This window comes from Nocardioides psychrotolerans (genome assembly GCF_943371775.1).
Lineage (GTDB): Bacteria > Actinomycetota > Actinomycetes > Propionibacteriales > Nocardioidaceae > Nocardioides > Nocardioides psychrotolerans_A.
The window spans coordinates 1-17,848 of the sequence record NZ_CALRWD010000019.1 but is presented as its reverse complement, the minus strand read 5'-3'; the positions used below and the strand labels follow the sequence as shown (position 1 = coordinate 17,848).

General features: G+C 71.3%; 18 protein-coding genes. 8 read left to right on the top strand and 10 right to left on the bottom strand.

Annotation, left to right across the window (positions count from 1 at the left end):
- Nucleotides 1-12: 12 nt before the first annotated feature.
- The 4 genes from AAG827_RS07715 to leuA form a co-directional block, all read right to left on the bottom strand.
- Nucleotides 13-792 (bottom strand): isoprenyl transferase, encoded by a 780-nt coding sequence (locus AAG827_RS07715; protein WP_341925311.1) that lies wholly within the window; start codon nucleotides 790-792, stop codon nucleotides 13-15.
- A 9-nt stretch (nucleotides 793-801) separates the two neighbouring features.
- The gene (gene recO / locus AAG827_RS07710; RefSeq protein WP_341925310.1) at nucleotides 802-1,530 is read right to left on the bottom strand and encodes a DNA repair protein RecO; all 729 of its coding nucleotides are present in this window, start codon (nucleotides 1,528-1,530) and stop codon (nucleotides 802-804) included.
- A gap of 16 nt (nucleotides 1,531-1,546) precedes the next feature.
- Nucleotides 1,547-2,404, bottom strand: a complete 858-nt coding sequence (locus AAG827_RS07705; RefSeq protein ID WP_341925309.1) for an alpha/beta hydrolase — start codon at nucleotides 2,402-2,404, stop codon at nucleotides 1,547-1,549.
- A 76-nt stretch (nucleotides 2,405-2,480) separates the two neighbouring features.
- A complete protein-coding gene (gene leuA, locus AAG827_RS07700) occupies nucleotides 2,481-4,226 on the bottom strand; it encodes a 2-isopropylmalate synthase (protein WP_341925308.1) in 1,746 nt (581 codons plus the stop codon).
- A 279-nt stretch (nucleotides 4,227-4,505) separates the two neighbouring features.
- On the opposite strand from leuA, the gene AAG827_RS07695 reads away from it, so the two are divergent.
- From AAG827_RS07695 to AAG827_RS07685, 3 genes are all read left to right on the top strand, one after another.
- Nucleotides 4,506-4,661 (top strand): hypothetical protein, encoded by a 156-nt coding sequence (locus tag AAG827_RS07695; protein ID WP_341925307.1) that lies wholly within the window; start codon nucleotides 4,506-4,508, stop codon nucleotides 4,659-4,661.
- Nucleotides 4,662-4,821: 160 nt separating this feature from the next.
- The gene (locus AAG827_RS07690; protein ID WP_341925306.1) at nucleotides 4,822-5,310 is read left to right on the top strand and encodes a hypothetical protein; all 489 of its coding nucleotides are present in this window, start codon (nucleotides 4,822-4,824) and stop codon (nucleotides 5,308-5,310) included.
- Between the two features lie 97 nt (nucleotides 5,311-5,407).
- Nucleotides 5,408-6,208, top strand: a complete 801-nt coding sequence (locus AAG827_RS07685) for a sigma-70 family RNA polymerase sigma factor (protein WP_341925305.1) — start codon at nucleotides 5,408-5,410, stop codon at nucleotides 6,206-6,208.
- A 39-nt stretch (nucleotides 6,209-6,247) separates the two neighbouring features.
- Here AAG827_RS07685 and AAG827_RS07680 read toward each other — a convergent pair whose 3' ends face one another.
- The 3 genes from AAG827_RS07680 to AAG827_RS07670 are packed head-to-tail and all read right to left on the bottom strand — an operon-like array spanning nucleotide 6,248 to nucleotide 8,181.
- Nucleotides 6,248-6,454 (bottom strand): hypothetical protein, encoded by a 207-nt coding sequence (locus tag AAG827_RS07680; protein WP_341925304.1) that lies wholly within the window; start codon nucleotides 6,452-6,454, stop codon nucleotides 6,248-6,250.
- A 56-nt stretch (nucleotides 6,455-6,510) separates the two neighbouring features.
- On the bottom strand, nucleotides 6,511-7,866 hold the full coding sequence (locus tag AAG827_RS07675; RefSeq protein ID WP_341925303.1) for a cation:proton antiporter: 1,356 nt from the start codon (nucleotides 7,864-7,866) through the stop codon (nucleotides 6,511-6,513).
- Nucleotides 7,867-7,893: 27 nt separating this feature from the next.
- Nucleotides 7,894-8,181 (bottom strand): LuxR C-terminal-related transcriptional regulator, encoded by a 288-nt coding sequence (locus AAG827_RS07670; protein ID WP_341925302.1) that lies wholly within the window; start codon nucleotides 8,179-8,181, stop codon nucleotides 7,894-7,896.
- A 111-nt stretch (nucleotides 8,182-8,292) separates the two neighbouring features.
- On the opposite strand from AAG827_RS07670, the gene AAG827_RS07665 reads away from it, so the two are divergent.
- The 5 genes from AAG827_RS07665 to AAG827_RS07645 all read left to right on the top strand — a co-directional run bounded on the left by AAG827_RS07665 (nucleotide 8,293) and on the right by AAG827_RS07645 (nucleotide 14,998).
- Entirely contained in the window at nucleotides 8,293-8,439 is a 147-nt protein-coding gene (locus AAG827_RS07665) for a DUF1059 domain-containing protein (protein WP_341925301.1), read from the top strand.
- Nucleotides 8,440-8,444: 5 nt separating this feature from the next.
- A complete protein-coding gene (locus AAG827_RS07660; protein WP_341925300.1) occupies nucleotides 8,445-8,936 on the top strand; it encodes an NAD(P)H-dependent oxidoreductase in 492 nt (163 codons plus the stop codon).
- A 127-nt stretch (nucleotides 8,937-9,063) separates the two neighbouring features.
- A complete protein-coding gene (locus tag AAG827_RS07655; protein WP_341925299.1) occupies nucleotides 9,064-13,281 on the top strand; it encodes a hypothetical protein in 4,218 nt (1,405 codons plus the stop codon).
- Nucleotides 13,282-13,373: 92 nt separating this feature from the next.
- Entirely contained in the window at nucleotides 13,374-14,159 is a 786-nt protein-coding gene (locus AAG827_RS07650) for a septum formation family protein (RefSeq protein WP_341925298.1), read from the top strand.
- Nucleotides 14,159-14,998, top strand: a complete 840-nt coding sequence (locus AAG827_RS07645) for a septum formation family protein (RefSeq protein WP_341925297.1) — start codon at nucleotides 14,159-14,161, stop codon at nucleotides 14,996-14,998. Before AAG827_RS07650 ends, AAG827_RS07645 begins: the two co-directional genes overlap by 1 nt.
- A 124-nt stretch (nucleotides 14,999-15,122) precedes the next feature.
- Here AAG827_RS07645 and era read toward each other — a convergent pair whose 3' ends face one another.
- From era to AAG827_RS07630, 3 genes are all read right to left on the bottom strand, one after another.
- Complete coding sequence (era, locus tag AAG827_RS07640; RefSeq protein WP_341925296.1) at nucleotides 15,123-16,079, bottom strand: GTPase Era; 957 nt, start codon at nucleotides 16,077-16,079, stop codon at nucleotides 15,123-15,125.
- Nucleotides 16,072-16,842 (bottom strand): siderophore-interacting protein, encoded by a 771-nt coding sequence (locus tag AAG827_RS07635; RefSeq protein ID WP_341925295.1) that lies wholly within the window; start codon nucleotides 16,840-16,842, stop codon nucleotides 16,072-16,074. The genes era and AAG827_RS07635 overlap by 8 nt, the downstream gene beginning before the upstream one ends.
- A 23-nt stretch (nucleotides 16,843-16,865) precedes the next feature.
- A partial coding sequence (locus AAG827_RS07630) for a class I SAM-dependent methyltransferase (RefSeq protein ID WP_341925294.1) occupies nucleotides 16,866-17,848 on the bottom strand: 983 nt, incomplete at its 5' end.

The following is a 17,848-nucleotide window of genomic DNA, read 5'->3' as shown; positions in this document are numbered from 1 at the left end:
GGCCCCGCGGGCTCACACCTGGTTGGGCTGCGCGCCGCCGTAGCGCCGGTCGCGGCGGGCGTAGAGCTCGATCGCGTCCCAGAGCGCACGCCGGTCGACGTCGGGCCAGAGGATGTCGGTGAACACCAGCTCGCTGTAGGCCGCCTGCCAGAGCATGAAGTTGGACAGGCGCTGCTCCCCCGACGTGCGCCAGACCAGGTCGGCGTCGGACTGCTCGGGCACGTAGAGGTAGCGCGCGAAGGTTTTCTCGTCGACCTTCTCCGGGTTCAGCCGCCCCGCCGCGACGTCGCGGGCGATGGCCCGCGCGGTGTCGGCGACCTCGGCGCGGCCCCCGTAGTTGACGCACATGGTCAGGGTCAGCACGTCGTTGTCCCGGGTGAGCTCCTCGGCGACCTGGAGCTCCTTGATGACCGACTTCCACAGCCGCGGCGCGCGACCGGCCCAGCGGACCTGGACCCCGAGCTCGTGCATCTCGTTGCGGCGACGCCTGATCACGTCCCGGTTGAAGCCCATGAGGAACTTCACCTCGTCGGGCGAGCGCGACCAGTTCTCCGTCGAGAACGCGTAGGCGGAGACGGCCTTCACGCCGATCTCGATCGCACCCTCGACGACGTCGAAGAGCGAGCTCTCGCCTTGCTCGTGCCCCTTGGTGCGCGGCAGCCCGCGCTCCTTGGCCCAGCGCCCGTTGCCGTCCATCACGATCGCGACGTGCTTCGGCACCAGGTCCTTCGGGATCGCCGGTGGACGCGCGCCCGAGGGGTGCGGGGTGGGCTGGCGGACGGCTCGCTTCACGGGGCGACGCTATCGCTCGACGTGCTCCAGCGAGCGCAGGCCTCGTTCGAGGTGCCAGTGCAGGAACGCCGAGACCAGCCCGCTCGCCTCGCGCAGCGGGCGCGTCTCGGCGGCCTCGACCACGGGCCAGTCGCCGGCCAGCAGGGCGCCCATGACCTCGATCGCCGACGCCGACGGGCTCGCCGAGCCGGGCAGGCGACACGTCGTGCAGAGCATCCCGCCCTGCGCGGGGTTGAACCAGCGGTGCGGTCCCTCGAGCCCGCAGTGCGCGCAGGCGTCGAACGACGGCGCGTAGCCCGCGACGGCGAGCGAGCGCAGCAGGTAGGAGTCGAGGATCTGCCCAGGACGGTGGTCCCCGGCCGCCATCGCGCGCAGACCACCGACCAGCAGCAGGAACTGCTGGAGCGAGGGCTGCTTCTCCTCCGAGACCAGCCGCTCGGCCGTCTCGAGCATCGCGGTGCCGGCGGTGTAGCGCTCGTAGTCGGCACCCAGGTCGGAGGAGAAGGCCGACTTGGTCTCCGCCTGCGTGATCGTGTCGAGGTTGCGCCCCTCGGCCAGCTGGAGGTCCACGTGGGTGAAGGGCTCCAGCCTGGAGCCGAAGCGCGACGAGGTCCGGCGTACGCCCTTGGCGACGGCGCGCACCCGCCCGTGGTGGCGGGTCAGCAGGGTGATGATGCGGTCGGCCTCCCCCAGCTTGTGGGTGCGCAGCACGATCGCCTCGTCGCGGTAGAGAGGCACGGGACCAGTGTGCCTGTCAGGCCCCCGTGCGGCGGCTGCGACGCGGTGACTTCCAGCACCTGCGTGCGAAGTCGGCCGCCGCGTGATCGAGCCGCTCGGGCCGGAAGCGCCACTCCAGGATGCTCCGGGCCTGCACGAACTCGGCGTGGGGCATCTCCTCGGCGAGCATCGCCGCGTCGGCCGCGGGGTGGATCGGGTCGGCCGGGTGGCCCACCACGAACGCCGGTGCCATGATCGCCCGACGCTGCTTGGAGGACGGCGCCACGCGCCCGAAGAACAACCCGTGCACCACCGCGGCCATGGCGTCGGCCCGCTGGTCGAGGGTGTCCAGGACGATGCCGGCCCAGAAGGGCACGATCCCGCGCGGGATCGGCCGGGTGACCCGGCGTACGCCGTTGATCGTGAAGGGCAGGAAGCGGGCGGCGAAGAGGATCGGCGCGAAGGCGAGGATCCCGGCCTCCACGGCATTGTCGAGGACCGGCATCTCGATGATCAGGCCCTTGACCCGCTCGGGGGCGAGGACCGCGACCTCGAGGGAGACGTTGGCACCCAGCGACGTGCCCCCGATGACCGCCTGGGGCGCCCCGAGGTGGTCCAGCAGCGCGATGACCTGCTCGCCGAAGGCCGTCATCGAGTAGGCCAGCGGGTCGGCGGGGCGGTCGGAGCGGCCGTGGCCGAGCAGGTCGACGGTCACGACGTGCAGGCCGTGGGCGGCCAGTGCCCGCGCCAGCGGTTGATGCATCCGGCGCGGCATCAGCTGTCCGTGGATCAGCACCACCCAGGCGTCCCCGGCGCCGTACTCGGTGTACTCGAGCCGGTCTCGACCGCTGTCGGTCTCGAGGAAGAACTGACCGATGCGTTCGGAGACGAGCATGGACCGCAATCTAGCCGACGGCCGAGCGCCGGTGCGGGTCTCGACGTCTGCGGCGAGGCGTCGAGACCCGCACCGGTCAGGCGCCGCGGTTGACCGCGCTCACGACCGCCTTGAGCGAGGCGGTGACGATGTTGGCGTCCAGTCCCACGCCCCACAGCACGGTGTCCCCCACCGCGCACTCGACGTAGGCCGCCGCGATGGCGTCGCCGCCCGAGGAGAGCGCGTGCTCGTGGTAGTCGAGGACGCGCACGTCGAAGCTGCCGCCGTGGCCCGTGCGCGGGAGCTCGTTGATCGCCCCGACGAAGGCGGCGATGGGGCCGTTGCCGGTGCCCTCGAGGGTGCGCATCTCGCCGTCGACGTAGACGTTGACGGTGAGGGCGTCCTTCTCCCCGGCGGCCGAGCTGGTGTGCACGGAGTTGAGGCGCAGGGGGGCCTCGCGGTCGAGGTACTCCGAGGAGAAGACCGACCAGATCTCCTCGGGCGACACCTCGCCGCCCTCGGCGTCGGTGCGCTGCTGGATGACGCGGCTGAACTCGATCTGGGCGCGGCGGGGCAGGTCGAGCTTGTGCTCGGCCTTGAGGATGTAGGCGACGCCGCCCTTGCCGGACTGGCTGTTGACGCGGATCACGGCCTCATAGCTGCGGCCCACGTCCTTGGGGTCGATCGGCAGGTAGGGGACGGCCCACGCGTGCTCGTCGACACCGACGCCGGCCGACGCCGCGTCGCGCTCCATCGCCTCGAACCCCTTCTTGATCGCGTCCTGGTGCGAGCCGGAGAAGGCGGTGTAGACCAGGTCGCCGCCGTAGGGGTGGCGCTCGGCGACGGGCAGCTGGTTGCAGTACTCGACCGTGCGCCTGATCTCGTCGATGTCGGAGAAGTCGACCTGAGGGTCCACGCCCTGGCTGAACAGGTTGAGCCCCAGGGTGACCAGGCAGACGTTGCCGGTGCGCTCACCGTTGCCGAACAGGCAGCCCTCGATGCGGTCTGCGCCGGCGAGGTAGCCCAGCTCAGCCGCGGCCACAGCGGTGCCACGGTCGTTGTGCGGGTGCAGCGACAGCACGACGTGCTCACGGTGGGCCAGGTGCCGGTCCATCCACTCGATGGAGTCGGCGTAGACGTTGGGCGTGGCCATCTCGACGGTCGCCGGCAGGTTGATGATGACCGGTTTGGCGGCAGTCGGCTCGAAGACCTCGAGCACCTCGTTGCAGACCCGCACGGCGAACTCGAGCTCGGTGCCGGTGTAGGACTCGGGGCTGTACTCGTAGAAGACCTCGGTCTCCGGGATGCTCTCCTCGTACTTCTTGCACAGGCGCGCTCCCTGGACCGCGATGTCGGCGATGCCGTCCATGTCGAGGCCGAAGACGACCCGGCGCTGGAGCGTCGAGGTCGAGTTGTAGAGGTGAACGATCGCCTGCTTGGCGCCCCTGATCGACTCGTAGGTCCGCTCGATGAGCTCCTCGCGAGCCTGCGTCAGCACCTGGATGGTGACGTCGTCGGGGATCAGGTCATCGTCGATGAGCTGGCGCACGAAGTCGAAGTCGGTCTGGCTCGCGCTCGGGAACCCGACCTCGATCTCCTTGTAGCCCATCTCGACGAGCAGCTTGAACATCGTCAGCTTGCGGGCCGGGGACATCGGGTCGATGAGCGCCTGGTTGCCGTCACGCAGGTCGACAGCGCACCAGCGCGGTGCCTGGGTGATCACCTTGTCCGGCCAGGTGCGGTCGGAGAGGACGACGGGCGTGAACGGCTCATAGCGGCCGACGGGCATGCCGCTGGGCTGCTGCGGGCTGGTCTGGTGCGGGTGCTGGTCTGCGGTGGTCATGAGTTCCTCGCGGGATCGGGCTGTGCCAACAGGAGGCGAGCCGGGCGCACGCACTCACTCCGCAGCGAGGGGGTCCGGCTCTGGCTCAGACCTCGCTGCGGCAGCGAAGGAGAAGCTGGCGCATCATGCTGATGACACCTTAGCGGACCCCGCACGGAAGGGTCGTGGCGCTCGTCCGTGGACTGGACCTCACCCGATCGGGTGTTTGTCGGCCACGGCCGTTTGGGCGTCGTCACCGGAGGGGTAGGAGGCGGCCACCGACGTCTCGAGGAGAAGCACGTGCTGATGATCGACTGGCCCCTGACCATCGTAGTGGGCATCGGACTCGCCGTCCTCGTCGGCGTCATCGGCGGCTACGTGTCGGCCCGGATGGCCGTGATCGGCTCCGAGCGCCGGCTCAACCGCTCGCTCACGCAGCAGCCCGCCGATGTCTGAGTCCGACTGGTGGGTCCTCGTCATCCTGCTCGTCGGCGTCCCACTGGCCGTCTGGGCCGGCGTGCGGATGCTGCGCGATCGCGGCTGACCTGCCCGGCAGGACGCATGCGCCACGGGTGATCGGGCACCGAACCCCATGACGCCAAGGGCTTGGACGACCATGCAGTCACGGTGGGCAGCCGAGCTGATCCCCGACGCCCCCGTCGGCCGCGTCCTGGACCTTGCCCCCGCCACCCAGCACCTCGGGCTGGTGGCCGTCACCCTCGCCAACCGCCCGCTCCTGTGCGTCGACGACGACGCGGAGGCCCGGGAGTCGACGATGCTCGATGCGGACCTGGCCGGTCTTGCCGGCGACGTCGAGGTGCGCGGCTCCGGCGCCGCTCCGCAGCAGTGCCAGGAGACCTTCGCCGTCGTGATCGCCGCACCCGAGGTCGCCCCCTCCGACGACTCGGCCGCGGCCCTCGCTCTCGTCCGCGCCTGCCTGGCCACGGCTGCCGACCACGTGACCGACGGGGGTCACGTGCTCATCCGGCTCGACAGCCTCGAGCGCGTGCACCACGTCTCGCAGACCACGACGCTGACGCTCGTCGAGGTGCGCGCGGGTGAGCGCGGCCTCGTCGCCCGCTTCGATGCTGATCCCCCCTGCTGAATCCTCTGCTGATCCCCCCTGCAGGACTCACCCCCGCGGGTGTGTCGGGCGCACCCCCGCCTCCGCGAGGCTGGGCCTGGAAAGAGGGAGGGTTCCCATGACCGTCACCACCATGCCGGGTCGTCCCGTGCCGCGGGACGTGCGCAGCAGCGAGACCGCACGGCTCTTCGCTCTCCTCCCCGAGGAGGAGGGTCCCCAGCGGACCGACATCCTCGACCAGATCGTCGTGCTCAACATCCAGGTCGCCCACGCGATCGCGCGCCGCTACCAGAACCGCGGCATCGCCATCGAGGACCTCGAGCAGGTCGCCTGCCTCGCGCTGGTGCGCGCGGCCCAGAAGTTCGACTGCGCCCGGGAGCGGGACTTCCTGTCCTACGCCGTGCCCACGATGACGGGCGAGGTCAAGCGCTACTTCCGCGACCACGGGTGGACCATCCGCCCGCCGCGGCGGATCCAGGAGATCCAGTCCCGCGTGCTCGAGGCCTACAAGCAAGGCACCACCCACGGGCGACCGCCCACACCGCTGGAGATCTCCAAGCGGCTCGACCTCAAGATCGACGACGTGGTCGAGGCGCTGGGCGCCAACGTGTGCTTCCAGCCGATCTCGATCGACCAGGCCGTCGAGGCCGACAGCCTGGAGTCGCTGAGCGACTTCCTGATGACCGACGACGACAGGGCCGTGGACGCAGTCGACGCACGCTCGGTGCTGGCCAACCCGTTGCGCCACCTCGAGCCGGAGGACCGTCGTCTCCTGGCGATGACCTACTCCGAGGGCCTCACGCAGCAGCAGATCGGCGAGATCCTCGGCGTGACGCAGATGACGATCTCGCGCCGCCTGGCGAGGATCCTCGCCAGGCTGCGCGACGAGCTCGGGGTCGAGCTCCCCTTCGTGGCCTGACGGCCAGTCGTGGCCTGACGGCCAGTCGTGGCCTGACGGTCAGCCGAGGACCTCGGCCACCGTCACCTGGCCGTCGCCCTCGTCGAGGTTCTCGATGGCGTCGGCCAGTCGGCGTACGTCGGCGTCGGGGAGGTCCACGCCGGCCTCGGTGAGTCCGTCGCGGAGCTCCTTCTCGACCGTGCCCTCGGGGGCGCTCTCCTGGTAGGAGGTCACGCGGTCGACGACCGCCTGGGCTGCTTGTGCCATGTCGTTGTCCATGCGGTCCGGTACCCCGTCGGACCGGCCCCAAGCGCGATCCGCTCCTAGCGTGGGGCCGCGAGACCCGGGCCCGAGGCTCCTCGGCGCCGGTCGACGCGGTCGAGCCAGGGCGTGGCCGCGATGCCGTGCACGAGCACCGAGGCGACGATGGTGAAGGCGACCGTGGACCAGAGCCACGGGAGGTCGGTGAACTCGGCCTCCCCCGCGGCGTAGGCGAGGTAGTAGAGCGACCCGACCCCACGCACGCCGAAGAACGCCACGGCTCGCCGGTCGCTCGCCGAGAGGCCGCCGGCCTGGGCTGCCGGTTTGGGCCGCAGGCCGAGCGCGATCACGCCCGCGGCGGGACGGATCACGAAGATGAGCGCGAGGGCGACCACGACCCCGGACACCTCCAGCCCGTCCAGCAGGCCGTTGGTGGTCGCGATGCCGAGGAAGAGCAGCACGGCGAGCGTGAACAGCCGCTCGAGGCGTTCCACGACCTCGTGCATGGCCCGGTGGTAGTCGTGGGCGCGCTCGGAGGCGCGCATCGCCATCGCGCACGTGAACACGGCGAGGAACCCGTAGCCGCCCACCAGCTCGGCGGCGCCGTACGACGCCAGCAGGGCCGCCAGCGCCAGCAGCGGCTCACCCTGCTCGGCAAGGCGCAGGGACGGCCGGCTCGAGCGGAACGCGACCCGGGAGAGCACCCAGCCGGAGGCGAGGCCCACCATGACGCCGAGGACGACCTTGCCGACGAGGTACCACCCCACCCAGGTGCCGGCGTCGGCGAGCGTGAAGCTACCGGCGGCCAGCAGGATCGCGAGGTAGACGAAGGGGAAGGCCAGACCGTCGTTGAGCCCGGCCTCGGACGTCAGGGAGAAGCGCACCTCGTCGAGGCGCTCGGCCGTGTCGCCGTCGTCGGAGTCCAGCCCCGTCTCGAGCTCGTCGATCTCCTCCGCTGTCATGGGACCGCCGACCTGGACGTCGGATGCCAGGACGGGGTCGGTGGGTGCGAGCACCGCTCCGAGGAGCAGCGCGGTGGCCGGTCCCAGCCCGGCGTAGGCCCAGCCCAGCAGGGCGACCAGTCCGATGGTGAGCGGCATGGCGATCGCCAGCAGGCGCCAGGTGGGCGACCAGTAGCCCCAGGTGCGGCGGATGCGCGGGCGCAGGGGTCGGTCGAGCGCCAGCCCCACTCCCATCAGGGCCACGAGCACGGTGAGCTCGGTGACGTGCAGGATCAGCTCACGGTCTCCCTCGGGGTCCAGCGAGAGCGACTCGGGAATGGGGAACAGCCCGATCAGGAGGCCGACGCCCACCAGGACCGTGGGTGCTGACACGGCTGCCCGACGCAGCGCCTGGGGCAGCACGACAGCCAGCAGCAGGCACAGGCCCGCCACCAGGAACACCACGGCATCGGTCATCGACGCACCTCCTCGGGCCGACTCAACCTAGTCCGACCGTGCCCCATTCCCCTGGTCGGGCGCGAAGCCGTGCGTCATGCCCCACACCACGGCCTGCGCGCGTCGGGTGACCCCGATCTTGCGGTAGGCGGTGCGGATGTAGGTCTTGACCGAGTTGATGCTCAGGAACGCCGCCGTGGCGATCTCGCTGTTGGACAGCCCTTGCACGATCAGACCGATGACCTGGGCCTCCCGGGCAGACAGGGCGACCGTCGGCTCCGCGGGTCCGTCTGTCGGGGCACTCGTCCGCGTCGCGGCAGGGGCGGTCTCAGGCACGGTGCAACCCTGGCAGGGGAAAGCACGCGAGTGCCGCACCGCGGGCTCACCCGAGGGGGTGATGGTGTGGACCCCGCTGCCTGTCCCGGCCTCTGATGGCACAGTGGACCCATGAAGACCACCCTCGCCTGCCCGTGCGGCACCGTCATCCGCGGCACCGACGAGGACGACCTCGTCGAGCTGACCCAGGCCCACCTGGCCTCCGCGCACCCCGGACGCGACTACGACCGGGACATGATCCTGTTCATGGCTACCTGAGGGCCGTGGTGGCTCGGCTCCTGGTGGTCCACCACTCCCCCACGGACGCCGTGAGGGCGCTGACCGACGCGGTCGTCGCCGGCACCCGCGACGATGCCGTGACGGGCGTCGAGGTGGTCGTCCGCGCGGCCCTGGACGCGAGCGCCGCCGACGTGGCGGCCGCGGACGGGATCCTGCTCGGGACGCCGGCCAACTTCGGCTACATGTCCGGAGCCCTCAAGCACTTCTTCGACACGATCTTCCTCGAGGCTGGTGGCGCACTGGGCGATGACGGCTCCGCGAGCGCGGCTGGTCGCGGCAGGCTGCCCTACGGGTTGTGGGTGCACGGTCGCTACGACACCACCGGGGCGGTCCGCTCGGTGCAGTCGATCGTCCAGGCCCTGCCCTGGACGCAGGCCGCGCCGGTGCTCGAGGTCCTCGGTGACGTGGGCGCCGGCCAGCGGGACGCGGCGTACGAGCTCGGCGGGACGTTGGCGGCTCTGGTGGAGCCCGTCTAGTCATCCCCCAGGGGAGATCCACACCCGGGCAACAGGAGCACGCCCCGGCTGTTACCTAGTCCACGGTCTGGCCACGATTGGGCAACGACTTCTCAGGTCGGCCGGTGCGCCGCACATCATGTCGTCCATGCCAAGGACGAGGGGGCTCTCCGGCATGCCGTGGGCCCGTGCAGCGACCGTGATCCTGCTGATCATCGGGGCGTTCGCCGTCCTTCCCACACCCGCGGCCACCGCCGCCGACCGCAACTTCGCGCCACGCTTCACCACCAACGACACCGGCGACATCGACATCGTCGGCAACACGGTGATGACCTGCAACCCCAGCGCGTCCGGATGCACCACCGCCACGGCCGCAGGACCGACGGCGACGGCCAACGCGGCCTACAACAACAACGCCTACTCGATGGTCTACGTCGACGTGGACAGCGACGCGACGACCTTCAACTCCAGCCGCTCGACCCTGGCGCTGCCGTCGGGGGCGACCGTGTTGTTCGCGGGTCTCTACTGGGGCGGCGAGGTGACCGCGGGGTCCGGAGGATCAGCCGCGCCCAGCGCCGCAGCCCGTGGCACCGTCAAGCTGAAGGCTCCCGGCGACGCCGCCTACTCCACGATCACCGCGACCACCGTCGACGACGGCGCGATCATCTACCAGGGCTTCGCCGACGTGACCGCCCGTGTCGCGGCGGCCGGCAACGGGACCTACACCGTCGCCAACCTGCAGACCGGCACCGGCGCGGACCGCCTCGGTGGCTGGTCGCTGGTGGTCGCCTACCGCGACACCAGCCAGCCCGCCCGCAACCTCACCGTCTTCGACGGTCTCAAGTCGATCAACGGCAGCGGCTCCGGGACGATCTCGGTGAGCGGCTTCCAGACCCCGCCCGCCGGCCCCGTCAGCACCACCGTCGGCTTCGTGACCTACGAGGGCGACCTCGGCCTGGTCGGCGACAGCGCCACGCTCAACGGCATCGCCCTGAGCGACGCCCAGCACCCGGCCACCAACTTCTTCGACTCCAAGATCAGCCGCGGCGGAGTGCTGCGCACGGGCAACAGCCCGAGCTACGCCAACAACCTCGGCTTCGACCAGTCCATGCTGACGGTCGGCAACGCCTACATCACCAACGGTGCGACCAGCGCGACGATCGGGCTCACGTCCTCCGGGGACGTCTACGCTCCCGGGGTCGTGACCTTCGCGACCGACCTCTACGCGCCGCAGATCGTGCAGACCAAGACCGTGACGGACGTCAACGGCGGACTCGTGGAGCAGGGCGACACGCTGCGCTACACCGTGTCCGGTGTCAACAACGGCCAGGACGGCGCGGCCGGCTTCATCCTTCGCGATCCCGTCCCTGCCGACACGACCTACAAGCCGGGCTCGATCTCCGTCACCCAGCCGGGCGGCACCGCGACCGCTCGGACCGACGCGAGCGGCGACGACGTCGCGGAGTACGACGCCGCCAACGACCGCGTCGTCGCACGACTGGGCACCGGCGCGAGCTCGAGCGCCGGAGGGACGATCGGCGTCGGCAGCACCTACACCCTCGTCTTCGACGTGGTCGTCGACGGGCCGGTGCCGGCCGTCGCCAGCGGGACCACCATCGCGAACACCGCGACCGCGAGCTTCAACTCCGCGAGCCTCGGGACCGCCCTCACCACCACCTCGTCGGCGACCACGACGGTCGCGGGACCGGACCTGACCGTCACGAAGACCCACACGGGCTCGCTGGTGCTCGGAGCGGACATCACCTACGCGCTGGGCGTCAGCAACGTCGGACCGGCCGCGTCGCAGGGCACCGTGACCGTCCAGGACACGCTGCCCGCCGGGCTGACCTTCGTCAGCGCCTCCGGCAGCGGCTGGACCTGCTCGCAGGCCGCGGGCACCATCACCTGCACGCGGGCCGACGCGCTCGCACCGGGCGCGGCCTTCCCGGACATCGCGCTGACCGCGACCGTCACCGACAGCGCCCCGGCCACCGTCGCCAACACGGTGACGGTCGCCGGTGGGGGCGACGGCCTGGTCGGCAACAACAGCGCGGTCGACAGCGCTCCGACGGTCGCCGTGACCGACCTGTCGCTGGCCAAGACCGCGGACGTGGCCTCGGTCGCGGTCGGTGGGTCCGTGGGCTACACGCTCACCGTGACCAACCACGGCCCGTCGCGCTCCACCGGCTCCACCGTCGTCGACCACCTCCCGGCCGGGATGAGCTTCGTGTCGGCCGATCCTGGGTGCGTCAGCCTGCCCAGCGCGTCGACGGTCACCTGCACGGTGGGCGCCCTCGCGTCCGGCGCCAGCGCCACGATCCACATCAGCACACGCCCCGACATCGGGACGGCTGGCAGCACGCTGACCAACAGCACCACCGTGCACGCCCACGAGAACGACCCGACCACGGGCAACGACACCGCCACCTCGTCGGTCGACGTCAAGCCGGTCGACCTGCAGATCACCAACCACGTGCAGGGCGACCCCGCGACGCTCGTGCCCGGGTCGACGTACACGTGGCTGCTGGACGTGACCAACGCCGGCACCTCGCCGGCCGCCGACTCGATCGTGCGTTTCGCCGTGCCGACCGGGCTCACCGTGGTCGCCGGGACGCTCGACCCGCGCTGCCACCTCGACGGCGACGACGTGGTCTGTGACCTCGGCACCGTCGGACCCGGCGCCGTGGTGCCCACCATCGCGATCCAGGCCACGGTCGCCTCCGGCGGCGCCGCCCCCACCTCGGTGGTCACCAACGCCGTCGTCTCCACGAGCGAGCCCGACATCGACCCCGGCAACAACGCGTCCGCAACCGACACTCCCGTCGTCGCGGGCGGCTCCGACCTGTCGATCACCAAGACCACGACGACCACGACGGCCTCCCCCGGCGACCTGGTGACCTACACCCTCACCGTCGCCAACGCGGGTCCGGGCGCGGCTGACGACGTGGTCGTCAGCGACGCACTGCCGGCCGGCACGACGTACGTCTCGACCAGCGGCGCTCCCTGCGCCGCCCTCGGGCAGAACGTGACGTGCACCCTCGGCAGCGTGCCCTCCGGCGGCTCGGTGGTCGCCACCGTCACCGTGCGGGTCGATCCCGTGAGCGCCACGACCACGGGAGCCAGCCACCAGCTCGAGGTCACCAAGGTCGAGACCAACCTCAGCCTCGCGGGCGGTCAGACCAGCAGCTCGACCGTGTCCTGCCCGTCCGGATACCTCGCGACCGACGGCAGCGTCCGGCTCGACGCGGTCGACCAGGGCACGGGAGGCTTCGCGGACGCCCTGGTGCTCGTCAGCGCCGCGACCGCTGACGGCGCGGGCTGGACCGGCACGGTGCGCAACGGCGCGACCGGGCAGATGCAGGCGAAGGTGAACGTCGTCTGCCTGAGCACGGCCACCGTGACCGGCGAGGACCACCAGCACGCCGTCCTCGTGTCGGCGCCCGTGACCTCGACGGCGACCTACGCCGCCGGAGCCTGGACCACCGACCTCACCTGTGGCCCCGGCCGCGTCGCGATCGCGCCGGGGTGGACGTTCACCGCCGGCAGCGGTGTCGTGCGCACCAGCCAGCGCAGCGCCACCGGCTGGCGCTTCGTGGTCGACGTGCCCACGTCGGCCGACGTCTCCTTCGGCATCCGTTGCCTCTCGACCTCGTTGGGCACTGCAGCCGGGCACTCGCACGACCTCGACCTGCACCAGCTCGACGGGACGGTGGTCGTGCCGCCGGGGGCCACCGTGGAGCTGCAGCTGACCTGTGGCGACCTGGAGAAGGGCATCGTCGCCTCGTGGGACGTCGACCTCGGGCTCGTCTCCCTGGGCAACGACCCGCAGCCCAAGACCCGGGTCTTCCGCTTCCACAACCCGACCGCGTCCTCGTTGACGGCACGGGTGGGGCTGCTGTGCCTCGGCATCCAGACCGGCGCCGAGAGCACGGTGCGTGACGTCGTGAACACTGCGCACGTCAGCACCAGCAGCACCGACGCGGACACCGCCGACGACGCGGGCTCGGCGACGTTCCGGGTCAGCACCAGCACCGGACCCACCAGCCCCGGCTTCGCAGCCGGCTCGACCGGCAGCGTCTCGGGCTCCGGCTCGCGCACCGTCGTGAGCGTCCCGTTGCGCACCGTCAAGGCACGCACGTTCACGGTGCGGCTCGTGGCCGCCTCGCGCGTCCCGGGCACCAGCCTGCGCAAGGGCGCGGTGCTCGCTCGGACCGTGACCCGGGTCGCGGCCGGGCGGCACGTCGTACGCCTCACGGCCAGGGGTGCCGCTGCGGCGGCCCTGCGGGCAGGTCGGATCGACCGCGCCTCCCTGGTCGTCGTCGCACGGGACGGGAGTCGGTCGGTCCGGGTCATCACCGTGCGCTGACCGTGCGTGGCGGAGGTACGATCAGGCTCGTCGTCAGGTCGCAGCTCCAGGGAGGGAACGCGGTGGTCCACCCATGGCTCCGACGGGCCGTGATGCCCTTGCTGGGACTCGTGTCCGTCGTGGCGCTCGCGGGCTGTGCCGAGGAGGCGCAGGGCCGCAACACCGATCCCGACCAGGTCGACTCCGTCGAGGTGCCCGAGCTCGGCGCCTGCCGCCTGCTCACCCCTGACGACGTCGCGATGCCGAGCAACGCCACCACCGTCGTCGACTGCACCGAGCGGCACACGGCGCAGACCTTTGCGGTCGGTGAGCTGCCCGAGGAGCTCGCCGACGTCGACTACGACTCCGCCGAGCTCGGGTCCTTCGCCTACGACACGTGCTCGTCGGCGTTCGAGAAGTTCCTCGGCGCCGACGAGAGCCTCGTGATGCGTACGGTCGTGAGCTGGGCGTGGTTCCGCCCGTCCGAGAAGGCCTGGGACGACGGCGCGCGCTGGTACCGCTGCGACGTCGTGGGTGGCGGCGAGCAGAGCGAGAAGTACGTCGACCTGCCCGACACCGCCGAGGGCCTGCTGCTCGGACGCCCCTCTGACCGCTGGATGGTGTGCGTCGCCGGCGAGTCGGTGAGCGGCTCGCTGAAGATCCCGTGCAGCGAGAAGCACGACTGGCGCGCGGTCACCACGATCAAGCTGGGCGAGCCCTCCGACCCCTACCCCGGTGACCGCGTCGCCGAGGTCACCACCCGCGACTTCTGCTCCGACTCCGTGGGGGCCTGGCTCAACTACCCCGTCGACTACGACTTCGGCTACACCTGGTTCCACGAGGCGGAGTGGGAGGCGGGCAACCGTCGCTCGGTCTGCTGGGCGAGGACCCCCGACTGATGCTGCGTCGTCGTGCTGCCCTGACGCGGCTGCTGCCGGTCCTGGTGCTGTCCCTGATCCTCGGCGCCTGCACGGACGGGTCCTCCCCGAAGTCGCCGGAGGCCGCGCCCTCGTCGAGCGCACCGGTCGAGCGCCCCTCGGCCACGCCGGTGCCCGCGCCCGAGGACCGCGCGTGCTACCGGCTCGCCTTCGAGGACGCCCTCGCCCCGACGACGGCCGCCGCCACCACCGCGTGCGACGGCAAGCACACCTCGATGACCTTCGCGGTCGGCACGCTCGACACCCTCGTCGACGGCCACCTCCTCGCCGTCGACTCCCAGCGGGTGATGGACCAGGTCGCCGAGGCCTGCCCCGCGCGGCTGTCCGACTTCGTGGGGGGGACGCTGCGCGACCGACGCCTGAGCATGCTGCGTGCGGTGTGGTTCACCCCGACCGTCGAGCAGTCCGACGCCGGTGCCGACTGGTTCCGCTGCGACGTCATCGCCGTTGCGGGCCAGGACGCCCTCGCCCCGCTGACCGGACGCCTCTCCGGCGTGCTGGCGCAACCCGAGGGGCGCGAGCGCTGGGCGATGTGTGGCACCGACGACCCCGACTCCCCCGACTTCGAGCGGGTGCTGTGCTCCCAGCCGCACTCGTGGCGCGCCATCGAGGTCGTGCCGTTCGAGGACGGCCGCTATCCCGGCGTCGAGGCCGTCCGCGAGGCCGGCCAGACGCCCTGCGAGGACGCCGGCCGCTCGGTCGCCGACGACGCGCTCAACTTCCAGTGGGGCTACGAGGGGCCGAGCAAGGAGCAGTGGGCTGCCGGGCAGACCTACGGGCGGTGCTGGGCGCCGGACTGAGGCCGGCCATCGGCTCCGGGGGTTGCGGATTGGTCACCAACCGCAGGTCCAGCAGCCCGATCGTTGCGGTTGGTGACCAATCCGCAGGGGTCGGGACCACCGCGCGACCGGTCTCGCCCGGCCGTCAGAAGCCGAGCTTGCGCAGCTGCCGCGGGTCGCGCTGCCAGTCCTTGGCGATCTTGATGTGCAGGTCGAGGTAGACCGGGGTGCCGAGGAGGGCCTCGATCTGGAGCCTCGCGGCCTTGCCGACGTCGCGCAGGCGGGCGCCCTTGTGGCCGATCATGATCCCCTTCTGGGAGTCGCGCTCGACGTAGAGGTTGGCATGGATGTCGAGCAGCGGCCGGTCGGCGTCGCGGCCCTCGCGCAGCCCCATCTCCTCGACGACCACCGCGATCGAGTGCGGGAGCTCGTCGCGGACGCCCTCGAGCGCGGCCTCACGGATCAGCTCGGCGACGATCGCCTCCTCGGGCGCATCGCTGAGGTCGCCGTCGGGGTAGAGCTGGGGGCCGTCCGGCAGGAGGCCGACGAGGAGGTCCTCGAGGAGCGAGACCTGGTCGCCGGCCTTGGCGGAGACGGGCACGATCTCGGCCCACTCGATGCCGGCGCCGGCGCCGGCCTTCTGGATGTCGAGGAGGTGCTCGCCGATCTGCTCGCCGGTCGCGAGGTCGGTCTTGGTCGCGATGGCGACCTTGATCGTGCGCTTGACCTTGGCCATCTCGGCGATGATGAAGCGGTCGCCGGGGCCGATCTTCTCGTTGGCCGGCAGGCACACCGCGACCACGTCGACCTCGCCGAGCGTGGTCTTCACCAGGTCGTTGAGGCGCTCGCCCAACAGGGTGCGCGGTCGATGCAGCCCGGGGGTGTCGACCAGGATGAGCTGCGCGTCGGGCCGGTGCACGATCCCGCGTACGACGGTGCGCGTCGTCTGCGGCTTGGAGGAGGTGATCACCACCTTGCTGCCCACGAGGGCGTTGGTGAGCGTCGACTTGCCGGCGTTGGGGCGGCCGACGAACGACACGAACCCGCTCTTGTGCTCGGTCGTCGGGGGGGTCTCGGGCTGGTCGTGCTCGGGGTCAGGCATCTCGCACCTTGTCGTAGTCGGCCCAGATCTCGTCGTCGCTCTTGCCTGCTGCCTTGCCCGCGCGCCAGATCGGTCCGGGGTCGACCGCACGCGGTTGGCGGGCGCTCACGCCGCGCCAGTAGCCCATGACGTCGTAGGCCGAGCTCGGCAGCCGACGCTCGCGCATCAGGTGCTTGCGGACGGCCCGCATCTGCGCGGACTCCCCCGCCATCCAGAAGTAGCCGTCGCCCTCGGGCCAGTCGATCGACTCGACGACCGACGCCAGACGGCTCTCGCCGTCATGGGGGGCGTCGAGCCAGTGCACGGAGCTGTAGGTGGGCAGGTAGTCCGCTAGGTCGTCGGGCACCTCGGCCCAGACGTAGGTCGGCACGGCCACCGAGCCGGTGATGCGCGCCATCGCCGGCATCGCGGTCAGGTCGCCCACGAGGATCACCCAGGCCGCGTCGGCGGGCATCGCGAAGGAGCCCTTGGGCTCCGTGAGCGTCACGGTCTGGCCGACGCAGTCACCCTGCACCCACTCGGTCACGAGCCCCACGTCGTGCACGACGACGTCGATGACGAGCTCGCCGTCGGCCCAGGAGCGCACCGTGTAGTAGCGGCTCTGGAACTGTCCGGGCACGACCAGACCGACCCACTCGTCGGGGATGCCGGTCGAGGCGAAGTCAGCCAGCCCCGCCCCGCCGAGCACGATGCGCGACAGGTGGTCGGAGACCCGGGCGCGGCTCAGCACCTGCGCGTCGTACTGCCTGGCCTTGGTGCTCACCCCAGGACTCTAGTGGTCCTGGCTCACCACGAGGGCCGGAGGGGGAAGCCGTCGGCGCCGTCGTCGGAGGTGCGGACCGCGAGAACCTGGTGGAGCTGGATCTCGTTCCACTCGAAGGCGAGCCGCGAGCCGGACATGTAGAGGCCCCAGACGCGGGCGGTGCCGACGCCGACCTCGTCGACGGCGGCATCCCAGTTCTCCACCAGGTTGCGGCCCCAGTCGCGCAGCGTCATGGCGTAGTGGTGGCGGAAGTTCTCCGAGTGCATGACCTCCAGCCCGGCGTCCTGCGCCTCCGTGATGATCGTGCCGGAGCCGGTGAGCTCCCCGTCGGGGAAGACGTAGCGATCGATGAAGGCGCCCGTCTCCTCCCGGTGGTTGTGGTGGCGCGTGATCGAGTGGTTGAGCAGGCGGCCCTCGGGCTTCAGGTGGTCACGCAGGAAGCCGAAGTACGACGGGTACTGGCGCACGCCGATGTGCTCGGTGAGCCCGATGGAGCTGATCGCGTCGAAGCCGGTCTCGAGCACGTCGCGGTAGTCGCTGTGGCGGATCTCCACCAGGTCGCCGAGACCGTCACGGTCGACGGCCTCCTTGCCCCAGTCGGCCTGCTGCTGCGAGAGCGTCACGCCGAGCGCCTTCACTCCGTGCTCGCGGGCGGCGTGGCGGACCATGCCGCCCCAGCCGCAGCCGACGTCGAGCAACCGCTGCCCCGGCTTGAGGTCGAGCTTGCGGCAGACCAGGTCGAACTTCTCGGCCTGCGCCTCCTCCAGCGTCGCGTCGGCGTGGGGGTAGACGGCACAGGTGTAGGCCATGGAGGGTCCGAGGACATGGCGGTAGAACGCGTTGGACACGTCGTAGTGGCGGTGGATCGCCTCGGCGTCGCGGGTCATCGAGTGCCGCAGGCCCTCCACCGTGCGACGCCAACGGGGCAGGTGCTCCTGCGGCGGCGGTGGCGGGGGCTTGAGGTGCGACAACCCGAGCCCGCGCAGCAGCGTGAGAGCCTCGGTGG